Source organism: Mesocricetibacter intestinalis, from assembly GCF_004363295.1.
Classification (GTDB): Bacteria; Pseudomonadota; Gammaproteobacteria; order Enterobacterales; family Pasteurellaceae; genus Mesocricetibacter; species Mesocricetibacter intestinalis.
On sequence record NZ_SNYQ01000011.1, the window covers coordinates 1 to 21,855 of the forward strand.

Annotated in this window: 21 protein-coding genes; 12 read left to right on the plus strand and 9 right to left on the minus strand. The window is 49.2% G+C overall.

The window, feature by feature from the left end; genetic code table 11:
* Positions 1-146 precede the first annotated feature (146 nt).
* The 3 genes from EDC45_RS09655 to EDC45_RS09665 are packed head-to-tail and all read right to left on the minus strand — an operon-like array spanning position 147 to position 1,424.
* On the minus strand, positions 147-476 hold the full coding sequence (locus tag EDC45_RS09655; protein ID WP_133545853.1) for a MaoP family protein: 330 nt from the start codon (positions 474-476) through the stop codon (positions 147-149).
* A 52-nt stretch (positions 477-528) separates the two neighbouring features.
* Complete coding sequence (gene dsbA / locus EDC45_RS09660) at positions 529-1,140, minus strand: thiol:disulfide interchange protein DsbA (RefSeq protein WP_133545855.1); 612 nt, start codon at positions 1,138-1,140, stop codon at positions 529-531.
* Between the two features lie 17 nt (positions 1,141-1,157).
* On the minus strand, positions 1,158-1,424 hold the full coding sequence (locus tag EDC45_RS09665) for a YihD family protein (RefSeq protein ID WP_133545857.1): 267 nt from the start codon (positions 1,422-1,424) through the stop codon (positions 1,158-1,160).
* Between the two features lie 63 nt (positions 1,425-1,487).
* Between EDC45_RS09665 and mobA the strand changes: the two genes are divergently transcribed.
* The 4 genes from mobA (at position 1,488) to EDC45_RS09685 (ending at position 4,743) form a co-directional block, all read left to right on the plus strand.
* A complete protein-coding gene (gene mobA / locus EDC45_RS09670; RefSeq protein ID WP_133545859.1) occupies positions 1,488-2,057 on the plus strand; it encodes a molybdenum cofactor guanylyltransferase MobA in 570 nt (189 codons plus the stop codon).
* 74 nt (positions 2,058-2,131) lie between these two features.
* The gene (mobB, locus tag EDC45_RS09675; protein ID WP_133545861.1) at positions 2,132-2,632 is read left to right on the plus strand and encodes a molybdopterin-guanine dinucleotide biosynthesis protein B; all 501 of its coding nucleotides are present in this window, start codon (positions 2,132-2,134) and stop codon (positions 2,630-2,632) included.
* 79 nt (positions 2,633-2,711) lie between these two features.
* Positions 2,712-4,118 (plus strand): DHA2 family efflux MFS transporter permease subunit, encoded by a 1,407-nt coding sequence (locus tag EDC45_RS09680; RefSeq protein WP_133545863.1) that lies wholly within the window; start codon positions 2,712-2,714, stop codon positions 4,116-4,118.
* Between the two features lie 343 nt (positions 4,119-4,461).
* Positions 4,462-4,743 (plus strand): ricin-type beta-trefoil lectin domain protein, encoded by a 282-nt coding sequence (locus EDC45_RS09685; protein WP_243728785.1) that lies wholly within the window; start codon positions 4,462-4,464, stop codon positions 4,741-4,743.
* Positions 4,744-4,842: 99 nt separating this feature from the next.
* Here the strand turns inward: EDC45_RS09685 and EDC45_RS09690 are convergent, their stop codons facing one another.
* Together EDC45_RS09690 and proS are read right to left on the minus strand one after the other, a co-directional pair.
* Positions 4,843-5,514, minus strand: a complete 672-nt coding sequence (locus EDC45_RS09690) for an MOSC domain-containing protein (protein ID WP_133545867.1) — start codon at positions 5,512-5,514, stop codon at positions 4,843-4,845.
* Between the two features lie 54 nt (positions 5,515-5,568).
* Positions 5,569-7,275, minus strand: a complete 1,707-nt coding sequence (gene proS, locus EDC45_RS09695) for a proline--tRNA ligase (RefSeq protein ID WP_133545869.1) — start codon at positions 7,273-7,275, stop codon at positions 5,569-5,571.
* A gap of 351 nt (positions 7,276-7,626) precedes the next feature.
* Here proS and EDC45_RS09700 point away from each other — a divergent pair, with 351 nt between their 5' ends.
* On the plus strand, positions 7,627-8,037 hold the full coding sequence (locus tag EDC45_RS09700) for a DoxX family protein (protein WP_133545871.1): 411 nt from the start codon (positions 7,627-7,629) through the stop codon (positions 8,035-8,037).
* A gap of 63 nt (positions 8,038-8,100) precedes the next feature.
* Here the strand turns inward: EDC45_RS09700 and EDC45_RS09705 are convergent, their stop codons facing one another.
* From EDC45_RS09705 to lptM, 3 genes are read right to left on the minus strand one after another with little or no spacing between them, the layout of a single operon-like run.
* Positions 8,101-8,718, minus strand: coding sequence for a glutathione S-transferase family protein (locus EDC45_RS09705; protein WP_133545873.1), 618 nt, complete (start codon positions 8,716-8,718; stop codon positions 8,101-8,103).
* Positions 8,719-8,730: 12 nt separating this feature from the next.
* The gene (gene lysA / locus EDC45_RS09710; protein WP_133545875.1) at positions 8,731-9,990 is read right to left on the minus strand and encodes a diaminopimelate decarboxylase; all 1,260 of its coding nucleotides are present in this window, start codon (positions 9,988-9,990) and stop codon (positions 8,731-8,733) included.
* Between the two features lie 9 nt (positions 9,991-9,999).
* Positions 10,000-10,128, minus strand: a complete 129-nt coding sequence (gene lptM, locus EDC45_RS09715; protein ID WP_133545877.1) for an LPS translocon maturation chaperone LptM — start codon at positions 10,126-10,128, stop codon at positions 10,000-10,002.
* Between the two features lie 117 nt (positions 10,129-10,245).
* On the opposite strand from lptM, the gene cyaY reads away from it, so the two are divergent.
* The 5 genes from cyaY to mioC all read left to right on the plus strand — a co-directional run bounded on the left by cyaY (position 10,246) and on the right by mioC (position 16,510).
* Positions 10,246-10,554, plus strand: coding sequence for an iron donor protein CyaY (gene cyaY, locus EDC45_RS09720; RefSeq protein ID WP_133545879.1), 309 nt, complete (start codon positions 10,246-10,248; stop codon positions 10,552-10,554).
* Between the two features lie 5 nt (positions 10,555-10,559).
* Entirely contained in the window at positions 10,560-12,455 is a 1,896-nt protein-coding gene (recQ, locus tag EDC45_RS09725) for a DNA helicase RecQ (RefSeq protein ID WP_243728784.1), read from the plus strand.
* Between the two features lie 47 nt (positions 12,456-12,502).
* Entirely contained in the window at positions 12,503-13,405 is a 903-nt protein-coding gene (locus EDC45_RS09730; protein WP_133545883.1) for an aldo/keto reductase, read from the plus strand.
* Between the two features lie 209 nt (positions 13,406-13,614).
* On the plus strand, positions 13,615-16,035 hold the full coding sequence (gene gyrB / locus EDC45_RS09735) for a DNA topoisomerase (ATP-hydrolyzing) subunit B (protein WP_133545885.1): 2,421 nt from the start codon (positions 13,615-13,617) through the stop codon (positions 16,033-16,035).
* A gap of 34 nt (positions 16,036-16,069) precedes the next feature.
* On the plus strand, positions 16,070-16,510 hold the full coding sequence (gene mioC, locus EDC45_RS09740; RefSeq protein ID WP_133545887.1) for an FMN-binding protein MioC: 441 nt from the start codon (positions 16,070-16,072) through the stop codon (positions 16,508-16,510).
* A gap of 123 nt (positions 16,511-16,633) precedes the next feature.
* On the opposite strand, the gene EDC45_RS09745 is transcribed toward mioC, so the two are convergent.
* Complete coding sequence (locus EDC45_RS09745) at positions 16,634-18,100, minus strand: aminoacyl-histidine dipeptidase (RefSeq protein ID WP_133545889.1); 1,467 nt, start codon at positions 18,098-18,100, stop codon at positions 16,634-16,636.
* 173 nt (positions 18,101-18,273) lie between these two features.
* Here EDC45_RS09745 and gpt point away from each other — a divergent pair, with 173 nt between their 5' ends.
* Both gpt and adhE read left to right on the plus strand, forming a co-directional pair.
* Positions 18,274-18,732: a xanthine phosphoribosyltransferase gene (gene gpt, locus EDC45_RS09750; protein ID WP_133545891.1), complete on the plus strand. Its 459-nt coding sequence runs from the start codon at positions 18,274-18,276 to the stop codon at positions 18,730-18,732.
* Between the two features lie 357 nt (positions 18,733-19,089).
* A complete protein-coding gene (gene adhE / locus EDC45_RS09755; protein ID WP_133545893.1) occupies positions 19,090-21,714 on the plus strand; it encodes a bifunctional acetaldehyde-CoA/alcohol dehydrogenase in 2,625 nt (874 codons plus the stop codon).
* Positions 21,715-21,855 lie beyond the last annotated feature (141 nt).

The window sequence follows — 21,855 nt, forward strand, 5'->3', positions numbered from 1 at the left end:
GACAGAAAATACATTTTTTACGTTCATAAGTCAAAAAAGAGGGTTAAAGCCTTTTACTATATGGCTTTAACCCTCTTTTTACCAACACTTTTGTCTATTATGCCAAAAAAAACGGCTTGAAGATTCAAGCCGTTTTTTGTATCGAATTAATCGTTGGAACTGAATTCGTCCAGATTATCGCTGACTACGCCGGAAAGAGTATAGACGCGTTTTGCATTTGAAATGCGGGAGCGGTATTTATCCCAAGTTTTTTCAAAAAAAGTACTGGCAGGATGTTCGCCGCGACAAAAAGCAACGAATTGCTTTTCTTCCTGAGTTACCGGTTTACGCTCGCCCGAATCCAAGGCTTTAAAGGCCTGACCGTATTGCTCAAGCGCCTGGGATTCCTTAATGGTGTAATCGCCATGACGAGAGAAACCGCGCGGATAATTTTTATCATCGAAAAAACGACGTTCTACACTAAAACTTTCAGCCATAATATCCTCTTGCTTTATCAATTCTGAAGCCGGCAGGCATTAAACCAATTTTTTACGGTTTTTGCAATAAACCTTTTACCGTATCTGCGTAGTCCTGAACAAAATTATCGCGGGATAAGCCTCCGGCATTCACATGGTATTTACCGTTCACATAAAAATCCGGTACCGAAACCACATTAAACTTTTGCGCCATATTATTTTGTTTATTGACCAAGGCGGTAACGGCGAAGCTGTTAATACCGCCGTCGAACTCTTCGGCGCTGATACCGTTGTCGATAAAGATACGACGGATATCTTCCATCGATTTGATACTATCCTTATGAGCGGCTTCAAATAACGGCCCCTTCACTTTCTGTTCCGCGCCTATGGCCATGGCCAATGCCCAGGCTCGGGTCAGGCTTTCCGAGGCTCTGCCGAGGAAATTAACATGATATTGATGAAATTCGGTACCTTCCGGCAGTTCGGCACGGATTTTATGCGGGATTTTGTATTCCATTTCAAAAGAATAGCAATGAGGGCAGTAGAATGAGAAAAACTCGACCACTTCCGGCCGGGCCGAAGCTTCCTGACCGCTCAGAGTATATTGTTTGCCTTCGCTCAAATCCTGAGCCTGAACGCTGAATGCGGCCAGTGCCGCCAAGCAGGTAAAGAGTAATTTTTTCATAAGTTCCGAAACTCCTGTTATTTAAGAATACCGCGCGCTTTTAACAGTGCGGTTTTAAAATCTTCTTCATAATCTTTTTTAATGCCGGGAATCGGCTCGAATTTATCTTTTCCCGCCATTTTCAGATGGTAAATGATCACTTCGTCGGACAATTCGGCAAGGGGTTTATCAAAGCCGGCTTCATCGGCGATTTTCTGTAAAATCTGGAGCAGGTGCAGATCAGGATCTTTAGACCAGTAAGGCTGTAAAAGTTCCAACACTTCATTCAGACGATGACATTTCATAATGTTTTCCTTATGATTGCTGCAAAATGTTGGCATCATACTTTAATTAAAGGCGGTTGACAAATGGCGATAAGGGTGAGTGCGGTAATTTTAGCGGGCGGTCAAGCACGCCGTATGGGGGGAGCGGATAAGGGGCTGCAACTATGGCGGGGACAGCCGCTGTTTATGCAGGTTTATCGGCGCTTGCAGCCGCAGTTGCAGGATATTGCGATTAACGCCAATCGTAACCCGGCGCAGTATGCCGCAAGCGGCTTGAGAGTTTTTGCCGATCGACTGGCGGGATTCCAGGGGCCGCTGAGCGGTATGCTGACCGCACTGGAACAGGCGGACAGCGATTTTGTCCTCTTTGTTCCCTGTGATTCCCCATGCCTGCCGCTGAATTTGCTGGATAAACTGAAAAGTGCGGTGGAAAAACAAAAAGTTTTGGCCGCCTATGCTTGGGATGGCGAACGGGAGCATCCGGTTTTCTGTTTGCTCTCGGTGCAATTGAAGAAGGCTCTGGCCGATTATCTGGCTCGCGGCGAACGCCGAATATTACATTTTATGCGGGAACAGAATGCCCTGGCGGTGGATTTTTCCCAAGAAAAAGAAGGCTTTGTCAATATAAATAGCTTGCAGGATTTGCTCGAATAGGTGCCGTTGCTTACCTAAACCCCTACAGAGGTGTATAATTCCCAGTATTTTATGGCGCAATATAGGAGCAAAAGATGATTGCAATGCTCGGTATTACCGGCTATAGCGGAAGCGGTAAAACCACCCTATTGGAAAAACTGTTGCCCGCCCTGAAAGAATACGGATTACGGGTCGCCGTGATTAAACACAGCCACCATAACGCCCAGGTGGACAAAGCCGGTAAGGACAGCTGGCGTATGAAAGAAGCCGGCGCCAGTCAAGTGATAATGGCCTGCGATCAGCGCTGGGCGCTGATGACGGAAACAGAGCGTCCGGCGGATTTAGCCTACCTGAGCCAACAGTTCGATCCGGCGCTGACCGATCTTATCTTAGTGGAAGGTTTTAAGCAGGAAAGCCTGCCCAAGATTTTGCTGCATCGCCGAGCGATGAGTAAGCCGCTACCGGAGATAGACGATTATGTGGTAGCGGTGGCGGCGGATTATCTGCCTGAAACGGATAAACCCGTATTGGATATTAATCGTAGCGATCAAATCGCCGCTTTTATTTACCGCTGGCAGTCGCAAAAGAGCGGTTGAAAAAACAAAAGCTTTTAATCCTGATTTCCACTCACCGCCGCAAGCTAAAAGCAGTTGTGGCGATGCTTAGTATGATGTTATGACTCAGCCTAAAAATACAGTCGCGTTGGCATGGATGGCGTCTATGGCGTTTTTTATGCAGGCGCTGGACGCCACCATTTTGAATACGGCCTTACCGGTTATCGCCGGGGATTTGCGTCAATCTGCGCTGGAAATGCAGATGGCGGTTATTAGCTACGCTTTGACCTTGGCTCTGTTTATTCCGCTTAGCGGTTGGCTGGCGGATAGGTACGGCACCCTGCGCGTATTCCGTTTTTCTTTGGCATTATTTGTAATGGGCTCGGTTGCCTGCGCCTTTTCTCAGTCTTTAACCCAGTTGGTCGCGGCTCGGGTATTACAAGGGCTAGGCGGCTCGCTGATGATGCCGGTGTCGCGTTTGGCGATTATTCGTACCGTACCCAAGCAACAGCTGCTGCCGGTTTGGAATCTAATGGCAATGGCGGGGTTGACCGGGCCGGTACTCGGACCGGTGTTGGGCGGTTGGCTGGTAACCTATGCTTCCTGGCACTGGATATTTCTGATTAATATTCCCATCGGTTTAGCCGGTATTCTGCTGGCGAGGCGCCATATGCCCGATGTGTTCGGTCAGTGTCGCAAACTGGATATTCCCGGTTTTATCCTGTTCGGTTGCGGTCTGGTGGGGCTGACTTTGGGGTTGGATTTACTTGCCGAAGGTTTTGTGGCTAAAGCTATGGCCATGCTGATCTTGAGCTGTGGCCTGTTGTTTTTATATTTATATTATCGCCATGCTAAAGGTTCGGATAACGCCCTGGTGCCGCTTTCCTTATTTCATATCCGCACCTTTCGTCTGGGTACCGCGGCAAATTTGATTTTCCGTATCAGTGCCTCCGGTATTCCGTTTTTATTACCGCTTATGTTGCAGGTGGGATTCGGTTACAGTGCCGCGGCGGCCGGTTGGATGATTGCGCCTATTGCGGTGAGTTCGCTGCTGACCAAACCTTTAATCGCCAGAGTATTGGATCGCTTCGGTTACAAAGGTACCTTAATTGCCGCTTCCATAATTATGATTGCCAGCGTTTCCTCGATGGCGCTGTTGCGTGCGGATACGCCCCTATGGCTGAATATTCTGGTGGTAGCCTGTTACGGCGCCTGTATTTCGGTAATGTTTACCGCAGTAAATACGCTGACGGTTTCCGATTTGGACGAACAGCACGCCAGCGCCGGTTCCACTATGCTGAGCGTTGCGCAACAGGTGGGCATCGGGTTGGGCATTGCCGTGGCGGCGGTGATTTTGAATCTTTACCGCACATTGTTGGCCGATGGCGCAGAGGGATTAACCCGGGCCTTCAGCTATACCTTTATCACTGCCGCAGGCTTAGGCTTATTGCTGATTTTCGTATTGGCTAAGTTGCGCCGCACCGACGGGCGCAGTTTACAAAATCGACAACCTAAATTAAAAAGCTGAGTAAAAAGTTAACGGCCGGGCGCACTTTCCGGCCTTGTAAGGGTCTTAACCGATGCGGGCGTAACGTCCGTATTTTATTGATCAATAAAGGAGCTATTGATGCGCTATTCGGTATATTTCCCCTTTCTCCGTTTATATTTTCTCTTCTCCGCTTTGTTTCTCTCAGGCTGTGCCTACCCGGATACTTTCCTCGAACCTCCTTCTTTAAGGCAGCCAAGAGGTAGCAAAACAGCGGAACATTCCTATTTATCCCCCCAGTGAAGCTGAAGCCCCAATTGAACGGCTGATCCGTAGTGCGGACGGTCGTTGCCTGGATAATAGCAAATCAAATTATCGCGGAATTATCGCCTATCCTTGTCATGCACGAGCCAATCAACGCTTTCGCTTGCAAGGGCAACGGATTTTAGTCGAAGGTTTATGCCTGGATGCGGCGGGAGAGGGACGAACGGAGGGAACCAAAGTTATCGCTTATCCCTGTCATCAGGGGGCTAATCAGCGTTGGTTTGCCGACGGAACGAGCTTACGCAGCGAGCTGAACGGGAAATGCCTGGATATAGGTAAAAATGGGAACAAACTGGAATTGCATAGTTGCGACGGCAGTTTGGGGCAGCGGTTTTATTATTAGCCGGTTTATTAACGCCGAGAAGATTGGGGCGGAGTAAAGAGCGGTGGTTTTTCGGCGACTTTTTAGGTCGCCGCTATTTATTGCTTAATTATTGCTTAATCAGACTTTACCGCTGTGCCCTTCGAGTTTTTTGTGCAACGCCCGTTTAAAGGCGGCGGCGAGTTTATCGCATTGTAGCGCCTGTTCGATTAAGGTTCGGTCGAGGGGTCCGGAAAGCAAGAGATTCAGGCGTTGTATCGTCCACTGCGGGTAAGGGCGGCGACAAAGTTCCAACAGCTGGTTGCGACGGATTTCTCCGCCTTCTAATACGCGTACATACCAACCGGTTAGCCCGGAATCAAAGATAATATCCTGCATATCAGGATTGGCGCTGCTCAGGGATAAACGCTCACAGGGCCGGCGCGGCTGTGATATTTCGATTAAAGCTTCGCCGATGCGGTAAATATCCCCGATACAAACATTGCTTTCATTACAGCCGGACAGGATAAAGTTTTCACCATAGACAGCGCTGTCCTTATAATCAAAATCGCAACCGCTAAGCTGGTTCAGGCGCTCAAAACTATCGGCAGCCATAAAAAACAATGCCTTATCAACGCCGCCATGATGCGCGCTTAAGCCCACTTCATTGCCTTCCGCACCCTGTGCATTAACGAATACCCCTTCCACCGGTATTTTACGGATGGCGCTCCAGAGGCTGCTGCCGTCGGCAAACTGCTGTTGGCAGGCCTTACCTATTTTGATTTGCAGAATTTTTATCTGTAATTTCGACATCGTTTTTCCTTATCCGGGCGGCAATTTTCTGCCGCCCTAGGACTTTTACGGCGTTTAAAGGGAGGCGATAAATGCCGCCAACTGATCTTTGGCGATCATCTGTTTTTCCCCGTTCCGGCGGTTTTTATATTCTATTTCGCCGTTGGCCAGATTTTTCTCGCCGATGATCAACATATGAGGCACGCCGATAAGCTCCATATCCGCAAACATAACCCCCGGACGTTCTTTACGATCGTCCAGAATAACTTCTATTCCCCGGGCCTGTAAATCCACGTACAGTTGCTCGGCAAATTCGCGTACGCTTTCGGATTTATGCATATTCATCGGTACGATGGCAAGTTTAAACGGCGCAATTTCATCGCATGGCCAGATAATACCGCGTTCGTCGTGATGCTGTTCGATAGCCGCGGCGACTACGCGGGTAACGCCGATACCGTAGCAGCCCATAATCATGGTTTGCGGACGGCTGTCTTCACCCTGTACGGTGGCATTCATCGCCTGTGAATATTTGGTACCGAGCTGAAAAATATGCCCCACTTCGATACCGCGTTTAATCATCAGGCTGCCTTTGCCGTCCGGACTAGGATCGCCGGCAACCACATTGCGCAGATCAGCTATTTTCGGCAGCGCTAGGTCGCGTTCCCAGTTAATATTGAAATAATGTTTACCGTCGATATTGGCGCCGGCGCAGAAATCGCTCATTAGTGCCACGGAGCGATCGATAATCGCCGGAATATTTAAATTCACCGGTCCTAAGGAACCGACCCCCGCCCCGATTTTAGCTTTGATTTCTGCTTCCTCGGCAAATTCCAGAGGAGAGGCCACTTCGGCTAATTTTTCCGCTTTCAGTTCGTTCAGTTCATGATCGCCGCGAATAATCAACGCAATCAGCGGATATTCCGGGTTGGCTCCTTTTACAATCAGGGTTTTTACACTGTTTTCAATCGGCAGAGAGAACTGTTCCACTAATGAAGCGATGGTTTTTGCATTCGGCGTGTCTACCAGTTCCAATGCTTTTTGCGGTGCTGCCCGTTGGCCGACGGCCACCGCTTCCGCCAGTTCGATATTGGCGGCGAAATCCGATTCGGTGGAGAACACCACGTCATCCTCACCGCTTTGCGCCAGTACCTGGAATTCGTGGGAGGCACTACCGCCGATAGCGCCGGTATCCGCCTGCACCGCACGGAAATCCAGCCCCAGGCGGGTAAAAATATTGCTGTAGGTCTGATACATCAGATCATAGGTTTCCTGCAGGCTTGCATGATCCGTATGGAAAGAATAACTGTCTTTCATAATAAATTCGCGCGAACGCATCATTCCGAAACGGGGACGGACTTCATCGCGGAACTTAATCTGAATCTGATACAGATTTAACGGCAGCTGCTTATAGGAACTGATTTCCCGTCGTACTAAATCCGTAATGACTTCTTCGTTGGTGGGGCCGAGCACAAAATCGCGCTCGCCGCGATCCTTAAAGCGCAGCAGTTCCGGCCCGTACTGCTCCCAACGCCCCGATTCCTGCCATAATTCCGCCGGTTGAGTAACGGGCATTCTGACTTCAATGGCACCGCTTTTATTCATTTCTTCACGGATAATTTTTTCCACTTTATTCAAGACGCGGATACCGGTAGGCATCCAGTCGTATAATCCCGATGCCAGCGGGCGAATCATGCCGGCGCGCAACATCAGTTGATGGCTGACTACCTGAGCGTCGTTCGGCGTTTCTTTAAGGGTTGAGAAAAGATATTTACTTGTACGCATTATTTGTTTATTCCTGCTTGGTTTTGAACTGAAAAAATTGCCGATAGTGTATCATTGAGTGAGATTGAGGCAAAGTTTTATCATCGTTACAGACCGGTTGAATATGGGCCTTTGAATAGGTGCGGAAATAGGTGTGTAAAAGGGGTAAATTTCCCTTTTGAGGGGCAAGAGAATTTTTATTTGTGCGCTTGTTAATCTGTGCCTGAGCCGTTAGGATAGAAGAGCCTTGTCTTGATTCTCCGGCGACGGGCGCTTTTCCCGCCGCCTAATCCGGAGTTTTTTAAGACGGCGTTTTGCCCCTAACATGAGGGTAAAATTTAAAATGGATTTTAAACAACAAGGAAGTCAAATATGAATAGATTAAATGGATTTCGTCCCTATATGCTGGATATCCTGCGTATCCTCGCCGCTTATATGTTTATGCTGCACGGTACTGCGAAAATATGGGAATTTCCCCTTTCCATGACGCAGGGCAAGGGAGCGGTGGAGTTTCTTTCGTTGTACTGGGTCGGCGGTGTGATTGAAATTATCGGCGGCTCCTTACTGATTCTGGGCCTGTTTGTCAGAGCCGCGGCCTTTATTTTGTCCGGTCAGATGGCCTATGCTTATTTCTTTATATTTATTAGTGCCGACAATGTGCTTTTCCCGCTTAAGAACGGCGGAGAACTGGCAGCGCTGTACTCTCTGCTGTTTCTCTATTTCGTATTTGCCGGCGCGGGCAAATTTTCATTGGATTATAAACTGTTTAAGCATAGGAGATAGGTGCGTTCGGCCGATATAGCACAATCCTACTAAGGCAGGGATAAACCCTGCCTTTTTAATCCCTTATGCACTTAATCCTTGCTGGCCCAGTACCGCTTTAACGCCTTCATTTTCGGCTACGCGCTGATAGAAGGATTCCAGATGGCGCAGCGCCGAATAATCCAGACCGAGCAGCTTACACCAACGCAGTTCCGTATAGAGGTAAATATCGGCGACGCAAAGGGTTTCACCGAAATAAATATGTCGGCTGAGGTGATCGTCGGCAATGGCCAAATAACGCAGAATCTGTTCGGCGGCACTGCGGCGGATGTTGTCCGCCAGGGGCTGATTGTCTTCCGCATAGGCGGGCAGACGGAACAGCGGGCCGAATGCCTTGTGCAGATCGGAATTGAAGAAGGCCAGCCACTTCATCGCTTTGGCCTTATCCTGCACGGTTATACTGCCGAACAGTTTGGCTTGGGGGGCCAGTGCGTCCAGATAGGTTAAAATAGCGATATTCTGCGACAGCACCAAATCTCCGTCAATTAACAGCGGTACCGCACCGAGCGGGTTCATTGCCAGATAGCCCGGTTTTTTTATTTCTTCCCGGCCGGCGGCAACCGCTTCATAGGGATTACCGATCCATTCCAGTGCTACATGAGGCACCAGCGAGCATGCGCCCGGTAAATAGTAAAGTTTCATTTTGCCTTCTCCTTAATCTGATTCGGGTAATAAGGATTCCAGTTGCCATAGCTGGCTGAGTGGTGCGCGGCGACGAATAAGATTGGCCGTTTCACCGCTAACCATCACCTCCGCCGTTAACGGGCGGGAGTTATAGGTGGAGGACATACTGGCACCATAAGCGCCGGCGGAACGCTGAGCAAGATAATCGCCCGCTGCGATGGCAAGCTTACGCCCTTTACCGAGAAAGTCGGAGGTTTCGCAAATAGGGCCGACCACATCGTATATTCGGGTTTCGCGGTCTAAATCACGCGCTACTTCGATAATCTCCATATGGGCTTGATAAAGGGCCGGGCGAATCATATCGTTCATTCCCGCATCGACAATGGCGAAGTGGCGGTTTTCGTTACTTTTCAGATATTCGACTTTGGTTACCAGGATACCGGCATTGGCACTGATCGCCCTGCCCGGTTCGAGGATAATTTCCAGTTCGCGGTAGCCTTTTAGTTTATCTAATAAGGCGGCGGCATATTCCGCAGGATGGGGCGGCGTTTCCCGGTCATAGGTTACGCCCAGACCACCGCCCAGATCCAGATGCTCAAGTTCGATTCCGTCTGCTTTCAGCTGTTCCAGCAGTAGAATCAGGCGATCGGCGGTATCCAGAAACGGTTGTAATTCCGTGAGCTGAGAACCTATATGACAATCCATTCCGGTAATTTTTATATGTTTTAATCCCGCGGCATAGCGGTATACCCGCCGGGCTTCCTGTACCGCAATACCGAATTTATTTTCCTTCAGTCCGGTGGAAATATAAGGGTGGGTATGGGCGTCCACATCGGGATTAACCCGTAGGGAGACAGGCGCACGCAGATTCATTGTAGCAGCGACCTGATTGATGCGTTCCAGTTCGGCGCTGCTTTCTACGTTAAAGCAACGGATACCGACGCTCAACGCTCGCTCGATTTCCGCGGCCGTTTTGGCGACGCCGGAAAATACGATTTTACCGGCATCGCCTCCGGCGGCCAGAACCCGTTCCAGTTCGCCTTGCGAAACAATATCGAAGCCCGCTCCCAGTTTGGCCATAGTCTGCAATACGGCGATATTCGGATTGGATTTTACTGCATAGCAAATTAAATGCGGATGTGTACCGAGTGCCGTGTCGAAAGCCCGCCAGTGGCGTTCCAGGGTGGCGCGCGAATAAATATACAGGGGGGTGCCGAAGCGGCGGACGAGCTCGGAAACCGCTATATCTTCCGCATATAACCTATTGTTTTTGTACTGGAAAAAATCCATGCTTTTATCCTATTCCGAGGCCGTGGTCTGTTGCTGTGTTGTGTCCTGCTGCGGGAAATAAAGGGGGCCTTTTACACCGCATGCACTGAGCAGAAAACAAAAGCCAGCGCATAAAAAGAGGGAAAATATTTTTTTCATTTGCCTGTTCCTTGTGATGGTTGCAGTTATTTTTACCATTTATTCCCCCTTTGTGCTATCACAAAATAGCTAAAAACTCTATAATTTTAGCTTTAACTTGATAGGCGGGAGATTTTTATGAATATCAGCGAATTCCATCAGAATATAGAACAGATTTGGGATCATATCGAAGCCAGCCTGGAAGAGCAGGATTGCGATGTGGACTGCGAACGCCAGGGGTCGGTATTCAGCATTACTTTTTCCGATCGCAGCCAGATTGTGATCAATAAGCAGGAACCCTTGTTGGAACTTTGGCTTGCCAGTCGTTTGGGCGGTTTCCATTTTGCTTGTAAAGAGCGGGATTGGGTCAATGCCGAGGGTAAGAGATTTTGGGATTGTCTGATCGAGGCCTGTGCCGCCCACGGCGAAAAGGTGGTATTTGCCTGATGCCGATGGCGGACAGCATAAGCTCGGAAGAACGCTGCGGCGCAGAGGAGCAAAAAATTCCGGTGATTTCGACCGCACTTAGCCGCTTGCAGCAGGTGTTCGGTTACCAGAACTTTCGTCAGGGACAGGAAGAGGTGATCCGTTCCGCATTGGAAGGGCGGGACAGTCTGGTGGTGATGGCCACCGGCAGCGGTAAATCCCTCTGCTATCAGATTCCCGCTCTTTGTTTCCCCGGTCTGACGCTGGTGATCTCACCGCTGATTTCGCTGATGAAGGATCAGGTGGATCAACTTTGTGCCAACGGGGTCGCGGCCGATTACCTAAACTCCGCGCAAAGCTTCGAACAACAGCAACAGGTGCAAAATAAAGCGATTTCGGGACAGCTGAAATTACTTTATCTTTCACCTGAAAAAGTGATGACGAATGGTTTCTTCCATTTTATTTCTCAGTGTCGGGTGGATTTTATCGCCATTGACGAGGCTCATTGCATTTCCCAGTGGGGGCATGATTTTCGCCCGGAATATACCCGGCTGGGCGGTTTAAAAGCCTGTTTCGCCAATGCGCCGGTTATGGCGTTGACCGCCACGGCGGACAGTTCCACCCGTCAGGATATTCTCCGCCACCTGAACCTGCAGCGGCCTTATATTTATGTGGGCAGTTTTGACCGACCGAATATTCGCTATACGTTAGTGGAAAAATTTAAGCCGATGGAACAGCTGTGCCGTTTTGTGGCCGCTCAGAAAGGAAAAAGCGGAATCGTTTATTGCAACAGCCGTAGTAAGGCGGAACGTATTGCAGAAACCCTACGTAAACAGGGGATTGCGGCGGCAGCCTATCATGCCGGATTGGAAAACGGGCTGCGCGAACGGGTACAGCAGGATTTTCAGCGCGATAACCTGCAGGTGGTGGTAGCGACCATTGCCTTCGGTATGGGGATTAATAAATCCAATGTGCGTTTTGTCGCTCATTTCGATTTATCGCGCAGCATCGAAGCCTATTATCAGGAAAGCGGCAGGGCCGGGCGCGATGATTTAGCGGCAGAGGCGGTTCTGTTCTACGATCCGGCGGACTATGCCTGGTTGCAGCGAATGATTGCGGAAAAAGAGGAAAGTCCGCAACGGCGTATCGAACAATATAAATTGGAAGCGATTGGCGAATTTGCCGAAAGCCAGACCTGTCGACGCTTGGTATTATTGAATTATTTCGGTGAAAATCGCCAAACGCCCTGCAATAATTGCGATATTTGTTTGGATCCGCCGAAAAAATACGACGGTCTGTTGGATGCGCAGAAAATCCTGTCCGCCATTTATCGTTTAGGCCAGCGCTATGGGATCCAGTATGTGATTGCCGTGCTGCGCGGGTTGCAGAATCAGAAAATTCGGGAAAACCGACATGATAGTTTGAGTGTGTATGGCATAGGGCGGGATAAAAGCAAGGAATATTGGCAGTCGGTCATTCGCCAGCTGATCCATTTGGGCTTTATTCGTCAGGTTTTCGGCGATGTGGGGGCGGTGTTACAGCTGACCGAAAGCGCCCGTCCGGTACTGCGCGGAGAAGTGGCGCTTTCCTTGGCGACGCCGCGTTTATCCTCTTTACCTGTGCTGCATAGAGCGCAGAAATATGATTACGATAAGGATTTATTTGCCCGCCTGCGTTTCCTGCGTAAACAGATTGCGGATAAAGAAAATATTCCGCCTTATATCGTATTCAGCGACGCCACTTTACAGGAAATGTCCCTGCATCAACCTACCAGCAAAAGTGAAATGTTACAAATTAACGGGGTGGGGGCGATTAAATGGGAACGTTTCGCCCAGCCTTTTATGTCTCTTATCCGCCAACATAAATCGGCGCGTACGGAAGCAAAGCAGCCTTTACGCTTGGAGGCGCCCGAAGGTTCGTAGAATCCGAACCTTAATATTATTCCATGCCACTAACGGGGGAAGCCAAAATGCAATATATAGATTTAGCACCGACCTTAAGTTTCAGCCGTTTTATTCAGGGTTATTGGCGCTTGAAAGCCTGGGGTAAAAGCACTCAGGAATTATTAACCCTGGTTAAGCAGGGACTGGACGCGGGTATTAACACATTGGATCATGCGGCTTGTTACGGCGCCTTTACCTCGGAGGGTGAATTCGGCAAAGTGCTAGCGGCAGATAAAGGCTTGCGGCAACAACTGAATATCGTAACCAAGTGCGGTATTTTATATCCGAACGCCGAATTGCCCGAGGTTAAAAGTCATCATTATGATAATAGCTACCGGCATATTATCTGGTCGGCGGAACGTTCCATCAGGCAGCTAAGATGTGAATATCTGGATTTATTGTTGATCCACCGTTTATCCCCTTGTGCCGATCCGGCTCAGATTGCACGGGCTTTCGAACAATTGCGGCTTGAAGGTAAGGTTCGCCATTTCGGGGTATCCAATTGTACGCCGGCAAAATTTTCCATGTTGCAATCCTATGTAGCGCAACCTCTGGTTACCAATCAGATTGAAATTTCGCCTTTGCATTTGGCTCCTTTTGAGGACGGCTCGCTGGATTTTCTGTTGGAAAAACGGATAAAACCTATGGCATGGTCGGCCTTGGGCGGCGGGCGTTTGTTTTCAGCGCAGGATCAATGCAGCCGGCGCGTAGTGCAAACCTTAGCTCAAATCGGGGAGGAAAAGGGCGAGTCGCGGCTGGATACCCTGGCCTATGCTTGGTTGTTGGCGCATCCGGCGCAGATTATGCCGATTATCGGCTCGGGTAAGACGGAGAGAATAAAAAATGCCGTGGACGCCCTGAATATATCCTTTAGCGAGGAAGAATGGATCAAGGTGTATGTTGCCGCGCGCGGACAGGATATTCCTTAGTCGGAATCCTATATCCCAATCCTACCGGCTTTTTTTATTACCGCTGAAATTTATTTAAAGGCTCTGTTCGGCCAATCTCGAAAAACTTGTGAAATTCCGACCGCACTTTATCGTTACCGCCCGCCGCCGGCAACGGAATAAGGTGCGGTTCGGCTAAAAATCTGCTATAATCCGCCAATCATTTATTAAGGAAAATGCAGAGAAAAACTATGTCAGAAAATACCCAAGAGAATTACGGTGCGAGCAGCATTAAAGTCCTGAAAGGTTTAGATGCGGTACGTAAACGTCCCGGTATGTATATCGGCGATACGGACGACGGCACGGGCTTGCATCATATGGTGTTCGAAGTTGTGGATAACGCGATTGATGAAGCGCTGGCAGGTTATTGTAAGGATATTATCGTTACCATTCATGAAGACAACTCCGTTTCCGTGCGCGATGACGGACGCGGCATACCGGTAGATATTCACCCGGAGGAGGGGGTTTCCGCCGCCGAAGTGATTATGACCGTACTGCATGCCGGCGGTAAATTCGACGATAATTCCTATAAGGTATCCGGCGGTCTGCACGGGGTAGGGGTATCCGTAGTTAATGCACTTTCCGATAAATTACAATTACTGATCCGACGCCAAGGTCATGTACATGAACAGTTCTACCATCTGGGCGAACCTCAGGCCCCTTTGGCGGTAATCGGAGAAACCGATAAAACCGGTACTACCGTGCGTTTCTGGCCGAGTCCGAATATTTTCAGTCAAACGGTTTTTGAGTACGAAATTCTGAAAAAACGTTTGCGTGAGCTGTCTTTCCTGAACTCCGGCGTATCTATCAAGCTGGTGGACGAGCGCGACGGCAAGCAGGATCACTTCCATTATGAAGGCGGGATCCAGGCTTTCGTCGAATATTTAAATCAGAATAAAACGCCGATTCATCAGAAGCCTTTTTATTTTTCCGCCGAAAAAGACGGCATCGGGGTGGAAGTAGCATTGCAGTGGAACGACGGTTTCCAGGAAAATCTATACTGCTTTACCAATAATATTCCGCAGCGGGACGGCGGGACCCATTTGGCCGGTTTCCGTGCCGCGCTGACCCGCAGCCTGAATAACTATATGGAAAAGGAAGGCTTCTTTAAGAAAACCAAAGTGGAAACTTCCGGTGATGATGCCCGTGAAGGCTTGGTGGCCGTTGTTTCGGTGAAGGTGCCGGATCCTAAGTTTTCCTCGCAGACCAAAGACAAACTGGTTTCTTCCGAAGTGAAGGGGGCGGTGGAATCCGCCATGAACGAATACCTGCAGGAATATCTGCTGGAAAATCCGAACGACGCTAAAATTATTGTCAGCAAGATTATCGATGCCGCCCGCGCCCGTGAAGCGGCACGCAAAGCGCGGGAAATGACTCGGCGTAAAGGCGCGCTGGATATTGCCGGCCTACCGGGTAAATTGGCGGACTGTCAGGAACGGGATCCCGCCTTGTCCGAACTCTATTTAGTGGAGGGGGATTCCGCCGGCGGTTCGGCCAAGCAGGGGCGTAACCGTAAAAATCAGGCGATTTTGCCCTTAAAGGGAAAAATTCTGAACGTGGAAAAAGCACGTTTCGATAAAATGCTTTCCTCCCAAGAAGTGGGTACCCTGATTACCGCCCTCGGTTGTGGTATAGGTCGTGATGAATATAATCCGGACAAATTGCGTTATCACAGTATCATTATTATGACCGATGCGGATGTGGACGGCTCCCATATTCGTACCCTGCTGCTGACCTTCTTCTATCGTCAAATGCCGGAATTAATCGAGCGCGGCTATGTGTATATCGCCCAGCCGCCGCTGTATAAAGTGAAAAAAGGTAAACAGGAACAATATATTAAAGATGACGAGGCGATGACCCAGTATGAGTTGGCTATCGCCTTGGAAGATGCTGCTCTGTATGTGAATGAAAATGCGCCGGCTATGAACGGCCTACCTTTGGAAAATCTGGTATCCGAATATAATAACGTGCATAAGATGATCGCACGCCTGAGCCGTCGCTATCCGGAAGCATTGCTGAAGGAATTGATTTATTTCGCCGATCTGAATACGGAACTGATGAAGGACGAAGGGGCCCTGAACGAATGGGCGCAATCCCTGACCGAGTTGCTGAACGCCAAAGACGGCCATGCCAATCAGTATGCGTACGATATTCTGTATAATAAAGAGCGTCATTTGTACGAGGTAACTTTACAGGTGCGCACCCATGGGATAGATACGGATTATGCCTTGGATTTCCATTTTGTCAGCGGTAATGAATATGCCCGTCTACGTAAACTGGGCGCTCAATTAAAAGATTTGCTGGAGGAAGGCGCCTATGTTACCCGTGGCGAGCGCAAACTGGCAGTGAGTTCTTTTGAACAGGCGATTGAATGGTTGGTGAAAGAATCCCGTCGCGGCCTAACCGTGCAGCGTTATAAAGGGCTGGGGGAAATGAATCCGGAGCAGTTGTGGGAAACCACCATGGATCCGAATGCGCGTCATATGTTAAAAGTAACCATTAAGGACGCCGTGGCCGCCGATCAGTTGTTTACCACCCTAATGGGTGATGAAGTCGAGCCGCGCCGGGACTTTATCGAAAGTAATGCGCTGCGGGCGAATTTAGATATTTAATCACACCGGCTCTAGGGCCGGAACGGGAAAAACAATGACGAAAATTTGCATAATTACCGGCAGTACCCTTGGTGCGGCGGAATATGTGGCGGATCATGTGGCCGAGGTTTTACAGCAGCAAGGTTTCGATAATCATATTCGACGGGCAGTGGTGCTGGATGAAGTAATTGAAGATAAACTCTGGTTAGTGGTTACCTCTACCCATGGTGCCGGCGAAGTGCCGGATAATTTAAAGCCCTTAATCAATCAGATTAAACAAGATAAACCGGATTTATCCCATTTGCGCTTTGCGGTGATCGGTTTGGGGAATTCCGATTATGATACTTTCTGCTATGCGGTGAACGAAGTGGAATCGGTGCTTGGCGGGTGCGGGGCGCAGCAGCTTTGTCCCTCATTAAAAATAGACGTACTGAGCGTGGAGGATCATGATCAATGCGCGCAGGATTGGTTGCCGAATTTTACCGCTTGTTTGTAATGTTTTCCGCTACAGTCGAAAGAGAATAACGGCGGAAGCGAAGCGGTAAAAGGGCGAGTCAAATTAAACAAAATAAAGGCGGGCATAAAGCCCGCCTTTCGTATTGTAAGGACTCATCCGTGCTTATGCCGTTTTTGCCGGCATACGCGCCAGAATACCGGTTAACAGCCGCCAATAGGTTTGAACCGCCGGAATATGTACTTTTTCATCCGGCGAATGGGCGTTTACAATGGTCGGCCCGATGGAAACAATATCCATCTGCGGATAGATTTTTTTCAGCAATCCGCATTCCAGGCCGGCATGAATCACTTTAATTTTCGGTTCTTGGCCCAAAATTTCCGCATATACTTCACGGGTCAGATTCAGAATCCGGGTATCCTGATGGGGTTCCCAGCCCGGATATTTGCCGGAGAAACTAACCTTGGCACCGGCGAGGGTCGCAATAGAAGATAACAGGGTTTCCGTATATTCGGTACCGCTGGACAGCAGCGAACGCAGCAGAATTGTGGCACGCACTTGTTCCGCTTCGGTTTTTAGTACACCCACGCTTAGGGAGGTTTCCACTACGCCCGGTACCGTATCGCTGTTGCGGATCACACCGTTGGGCAGCGCATTAAACAAATGAATAATGCCCATTGCCTTTTCCCCTGTAAAAACTTTTTCCGGTTTGCTTACGGGCTGTAAACTAATGGATAAATTCGGTTCGGCATGGGCCAGTTCATGGGCCACGGAATGTCGGAAGTTTTCCACCGCAGTTTGCAGAATAAGGGGATCGGCGTTAAAGCAAAATGTCGCAAAGGCTTCACGCGGGATAGCATTGCGTACCGAGCCGCCGCGGATTTCCGCCAGACTGAATTCGAACTGCGGATGCTTTTGCTGAAAATCCGCCGCAAAACGTGCCAGCAGTTTAATCGCATTGGCGCGTCCGGTATGGATATCCACCCCGGAATGACCGCCGCGCAATCCTTTCAGAATCAGCTGAAAGCTATGTTGAAATGAATTCGGTTGCCATTGCAATGCAATACTCAAATCGGCGTTTTCGCCGCCGGCACAGCCGATATAAATCTCGCCGTTCTCTTCCGTGTCGGTATTGATCATAATTTCCGACTGTAACCAGTTCGGACGTAGGCCTATAGCACCTTCCATACCCGCTTCTTCGGTCATGGTAAGCAATACCTCCAAAGGCGGATGAGCAAGATCTTCGCTATCCAGCACCGCCAGTGCCGAAGCCAAGCCGATACCGTTATCCGCACCTAGCGTCGTACCTTCGGCACTGACCCATTCGCCGTCGATATAAGGACGGATAGGATCGGTTTTGAAATCGTGGCGGGTATCTTCATTGGCTTGAGGTACCATATCCAGATGAGCCTGCAAAGCGACACCGGGACGGTTTTCCATGCCTTTGCTCGCCGCTTTGCGGATTAGCAGGTTGCCCGCTTCGTCGCGTTCGGCATAAAAGCCTTTCGTTTTTGCCCAATGGGCAATAAAATCGGCCAGTTTATCTTCATAGTAAGAGGGGTGAGGAATGGAACAGACCTGATCGAACCATTTCCACAATAAGCGGGGCGCTAAGGATTGAATTTCAGACATGATTTTTCCTTTGTTAAAAAATCTTGAGAAAAATAGACCGCTCTTTGGCGGTTTTTTTCTAAAATGGTGCGCCAAATAATAGCATAAAACCGATTTTCAGGTTATCCTTACGCAATTTTATTTATCGGGCAACCCTGTTGCCGATAGGAATGCTTTAACAAAGGGTGAAGATTATGAGCGAAAAATATGTTGTTACCTGGGATATGTTCCATATGCATGCCCGTAAATTATCAGAGCGCTTACTGCCGGCCTCGCAATGGAAAGGTATTATTGCGGTCAGCCGCGGCGGTTTGTTTCCGGCGGCGGTAATGGCGCGCGAATTGGGGCTGCGCCATATCGAAACCGTTTGTATCGCCAGTTATGATCATGATAAGCAGGGAGAACTGAACGTATTGCACAGAGCGCAGGGCGACGGGGAAGGATTTATTGTGGTGGACGATTTGGTGGATACCGGCAATACGGCGCGCGCTATCCGTGAAATGTATCCGAAAGCCCGTTTTGTTACGGTTTTTGCGAAACCGGCAGGTGCATCGTTGGTGGATGATTATGTGGTGGATATTCCGCAGAATACCTGGATTGAACAGCCTTGGGATATGGGCATCTGTTTTGTACCGCCGCTGGCCAGAAAATAGTCCTCATTGGTTGAATAAGAGAAACCGGTTTTGTTTAAAAAACCGGTTTTTTGTTTTTCCAGCCGGTCTGTTTTTGCCACAGAGATTCAGGTTTCGTTTCATCCTTTTTTTCCTGTTTTTAGATCCATATAAAAGCATTTTGCTTTCGCTTTGCCATAAGTGAAAACTTACCCTTTTCATTCAATAAAAATAACCACTTAGCCAATAAAATCACGAACAAAAACGTACAAAAAATGAACGCTTAAAAGTTTGATCCAGATCACACATTGTTCGTATTCTTATGGTTGCCTACCTCCTACAGGGTATAATCTGCGCCAGCTATATTTTAATTTTTTAACAACTTTAGGAGAAACTATTATGAGTAATGCCATTGACAATGCGCTCAGCCCGGCTCAGACCGAAGTTAATGCACTTGTTGAAAAAGGCTTGGCCGCCCTGGAGGAGTTCAGAAAACTGAATCAGGAGCAGGTTGACTATATCGTGGCGAAAGCCTCGGTGGCCGCTCTGGATCAGCACGGCGTACTGGCGATGCACGCTTACGAAGAAACCGGGCGCGGGGTATTCGAAGATAAGGCGACCAAAAATTTGTTTGCCTGCGAATATGTGGTGAACAATATGCGTAACCTGAAAACCGTCGGGATCATTAGTGAGGACGATGTAACCGGAATAACCGAGATTGCCGATCCGGTGGGCGTTATCTGCGGTATCACGCCCACCACCAATCCCACTTCCACCGCCATTTTCAAATCGCTTATTTCCTTAAAAACCCGTAATCCAATAATCTTTGCTTTCCACCCTTCCGCCCAGCAGTCTTCGGCCCATGCCGCACGCATCGTGTATGAAGCCGCTGTTGCCGCTGGTGCCCCGAAAGACTGCATTCAGTGGATCGAGCATCCTTCCATGGAAGGCACTTCCGCATTAATGAAACACCCGGGCATTGCGACTATTTTGGCGACCGGCGGTAATGCTATGGTCGAAGCCGCCTATTCCTGCGGTAAACCGGCGCTGGGCGTGGGGGCGGGTAATGTACCGGCCTATGTGGAGAAAAGCGCCGATATTAAACAGGCGACCCATGATATAGTTATGTCCAAATCCTTTGATAACGGCATGATTTGCGCCTCCGAGCAGGCGGCTATCGTAGATAAGGAAGTGTATAACGACTTTGTGGCGGAAATGAAATCCTACGGGGTTTATCTTGTGAATAAAAAAGAGAAAACCCTGCTGGAAGAATTTTTATTCGGGGTTAAGGCCAACAGCGCCAACTGCGGCGGTGCAAAACTGAATGCCGATGTGGTGGGGAAACCGGCGGCCTGGATTGCCGAACGGGCGGGATTTAAAGTTCCTGCCAATACCAATATTTTGCTGGCGGAGTGCAAAGAAGTGGGGCCTCAAGAGCCTTTGACCCGGGAAAAATTATCACCGGTACTGGCACTGTTAAAATCCAATTCCCGCGAGGAGGGGATTGCCCTGTCCGAGGCTATGGTTAATTTTAACGGCCTGGGCCACTCCGCTGCAATTCATACCAAGGATGCGGCACTGGCCAAAGCTTTCGGCGAGCGAGTAAAAGCCATTCGCGTTATTTGGAATTCGCCTTCCACCTTTGGCGGTATCGGTGATGTTTATAACGCCTTCCTGCCTTCATTAACCTTAGGTTGCGGCTCCTACGGTAAAAACTCCGTGGGCAATAATGTCAGCGCCATGAACTTAGTGAACATCAAACGGGTGGGAAGACGGAGAAATAATATGCAATGGTTCAAAGTACCTTCAAAAATTTATTTTGAACGGGATTCTATTCAGTACTTACAATCGATGAAAGGAATGGAGCGTGTGGTTATCGTAACCGACCGCACCATGGTGGATTTGGGCTTTGTGGAAAAAATCGCCAAACAGATTATGGCGCGCGGTAATCATGTTACCTACCAGCTATTCGCCGATGTGGAACCGGATCCGTCCATTGAAACCGTACGCCGCGGTACGCAATTGCTACGGAATTACCAACCGGATACTATTATCGCCTTGGGCGGCGGTTCGGCGATGGATGCCGCCAAAGTGATGTGGCTGTTTTACGAACAGCCGGAAGTGGATTTCCGCGATTTGGTGCAGAAATTTATGGATATCCGCAAACGGGCGTTTAAATTCCCGCAACTGGGACGTAAAGCCAGATTTATCGGCATTCCGACCACTTCCGGTACCGGTTCCGAGGTTACGCCTTTTGCGGTTATCAGCGAAGGGGATAAGAAATACCCTATTGCAGATTATTCTTTAACCCCGACCGTGGCGATTGTGGATCCGGCTTTGGTGATGACTGTTCCGGCCCATGTGGCGGCGGATACCGGTCTGGACGTATTGACGCACGCCACCGAAGCCTATGTTTCGGTATTGGCCAATGATTTTACCGACGGCCTGGCGCTGCAGGCGATTAAACTGGTGTTCGAAAATCTCGAACGTTCCGTGCAAGAAAAAGATCCGCAGGCGCGTGAAAAAATGCACAATGCCTCCACTATGGCGGGTATGGCCTTTGCCAATGCTTTCCTCGGCATGAATCATTCCCTGGCACATAAAATCGGCGGTCGTTTCCATACCCCGCACGGTCGTACCAATGCGATTTTAATGCCGCACGTCATTCGTTATAACGGTACTCGTCCGCAGAAAACTGCAACCTGGCCGAAATATAACTATTATAAAGCCGATGTGAAATATCAGGATATCGCCCGTATTTTAGGCCTGCCGTGCGCAACGCCGGAAGAGGGCGTGAAGTCCTATGCCAAGGCTTGTTATGAACTGGCGCTTAAATGCGGAGTGAAAATGTCCTTTAAAGAACAGGGGGTGGATGAAAAAAACTGGATGGACGCTCGTCGCGAAGTCGCTCTGCTGGCTTATGAAGATCAATGTTCCCCGGCCAATCCGCGTCTGCCGCTGGTAGCGGATATGGAAGAAATCCTGACCCGCGCTTATTTCGGTTATAACGAAAGCGATTATTAAAGACCGCGAGGAGGCATAATATTAATTCCCATGGAGGAAACCGGACATAGCCCGGTTTCCTCCATGTTTAAACGGGAATGAAATTATGTGTAGACGCTGAGAATAGACAGATAACCGCACCGTATAAAAAGTGCGGTTATT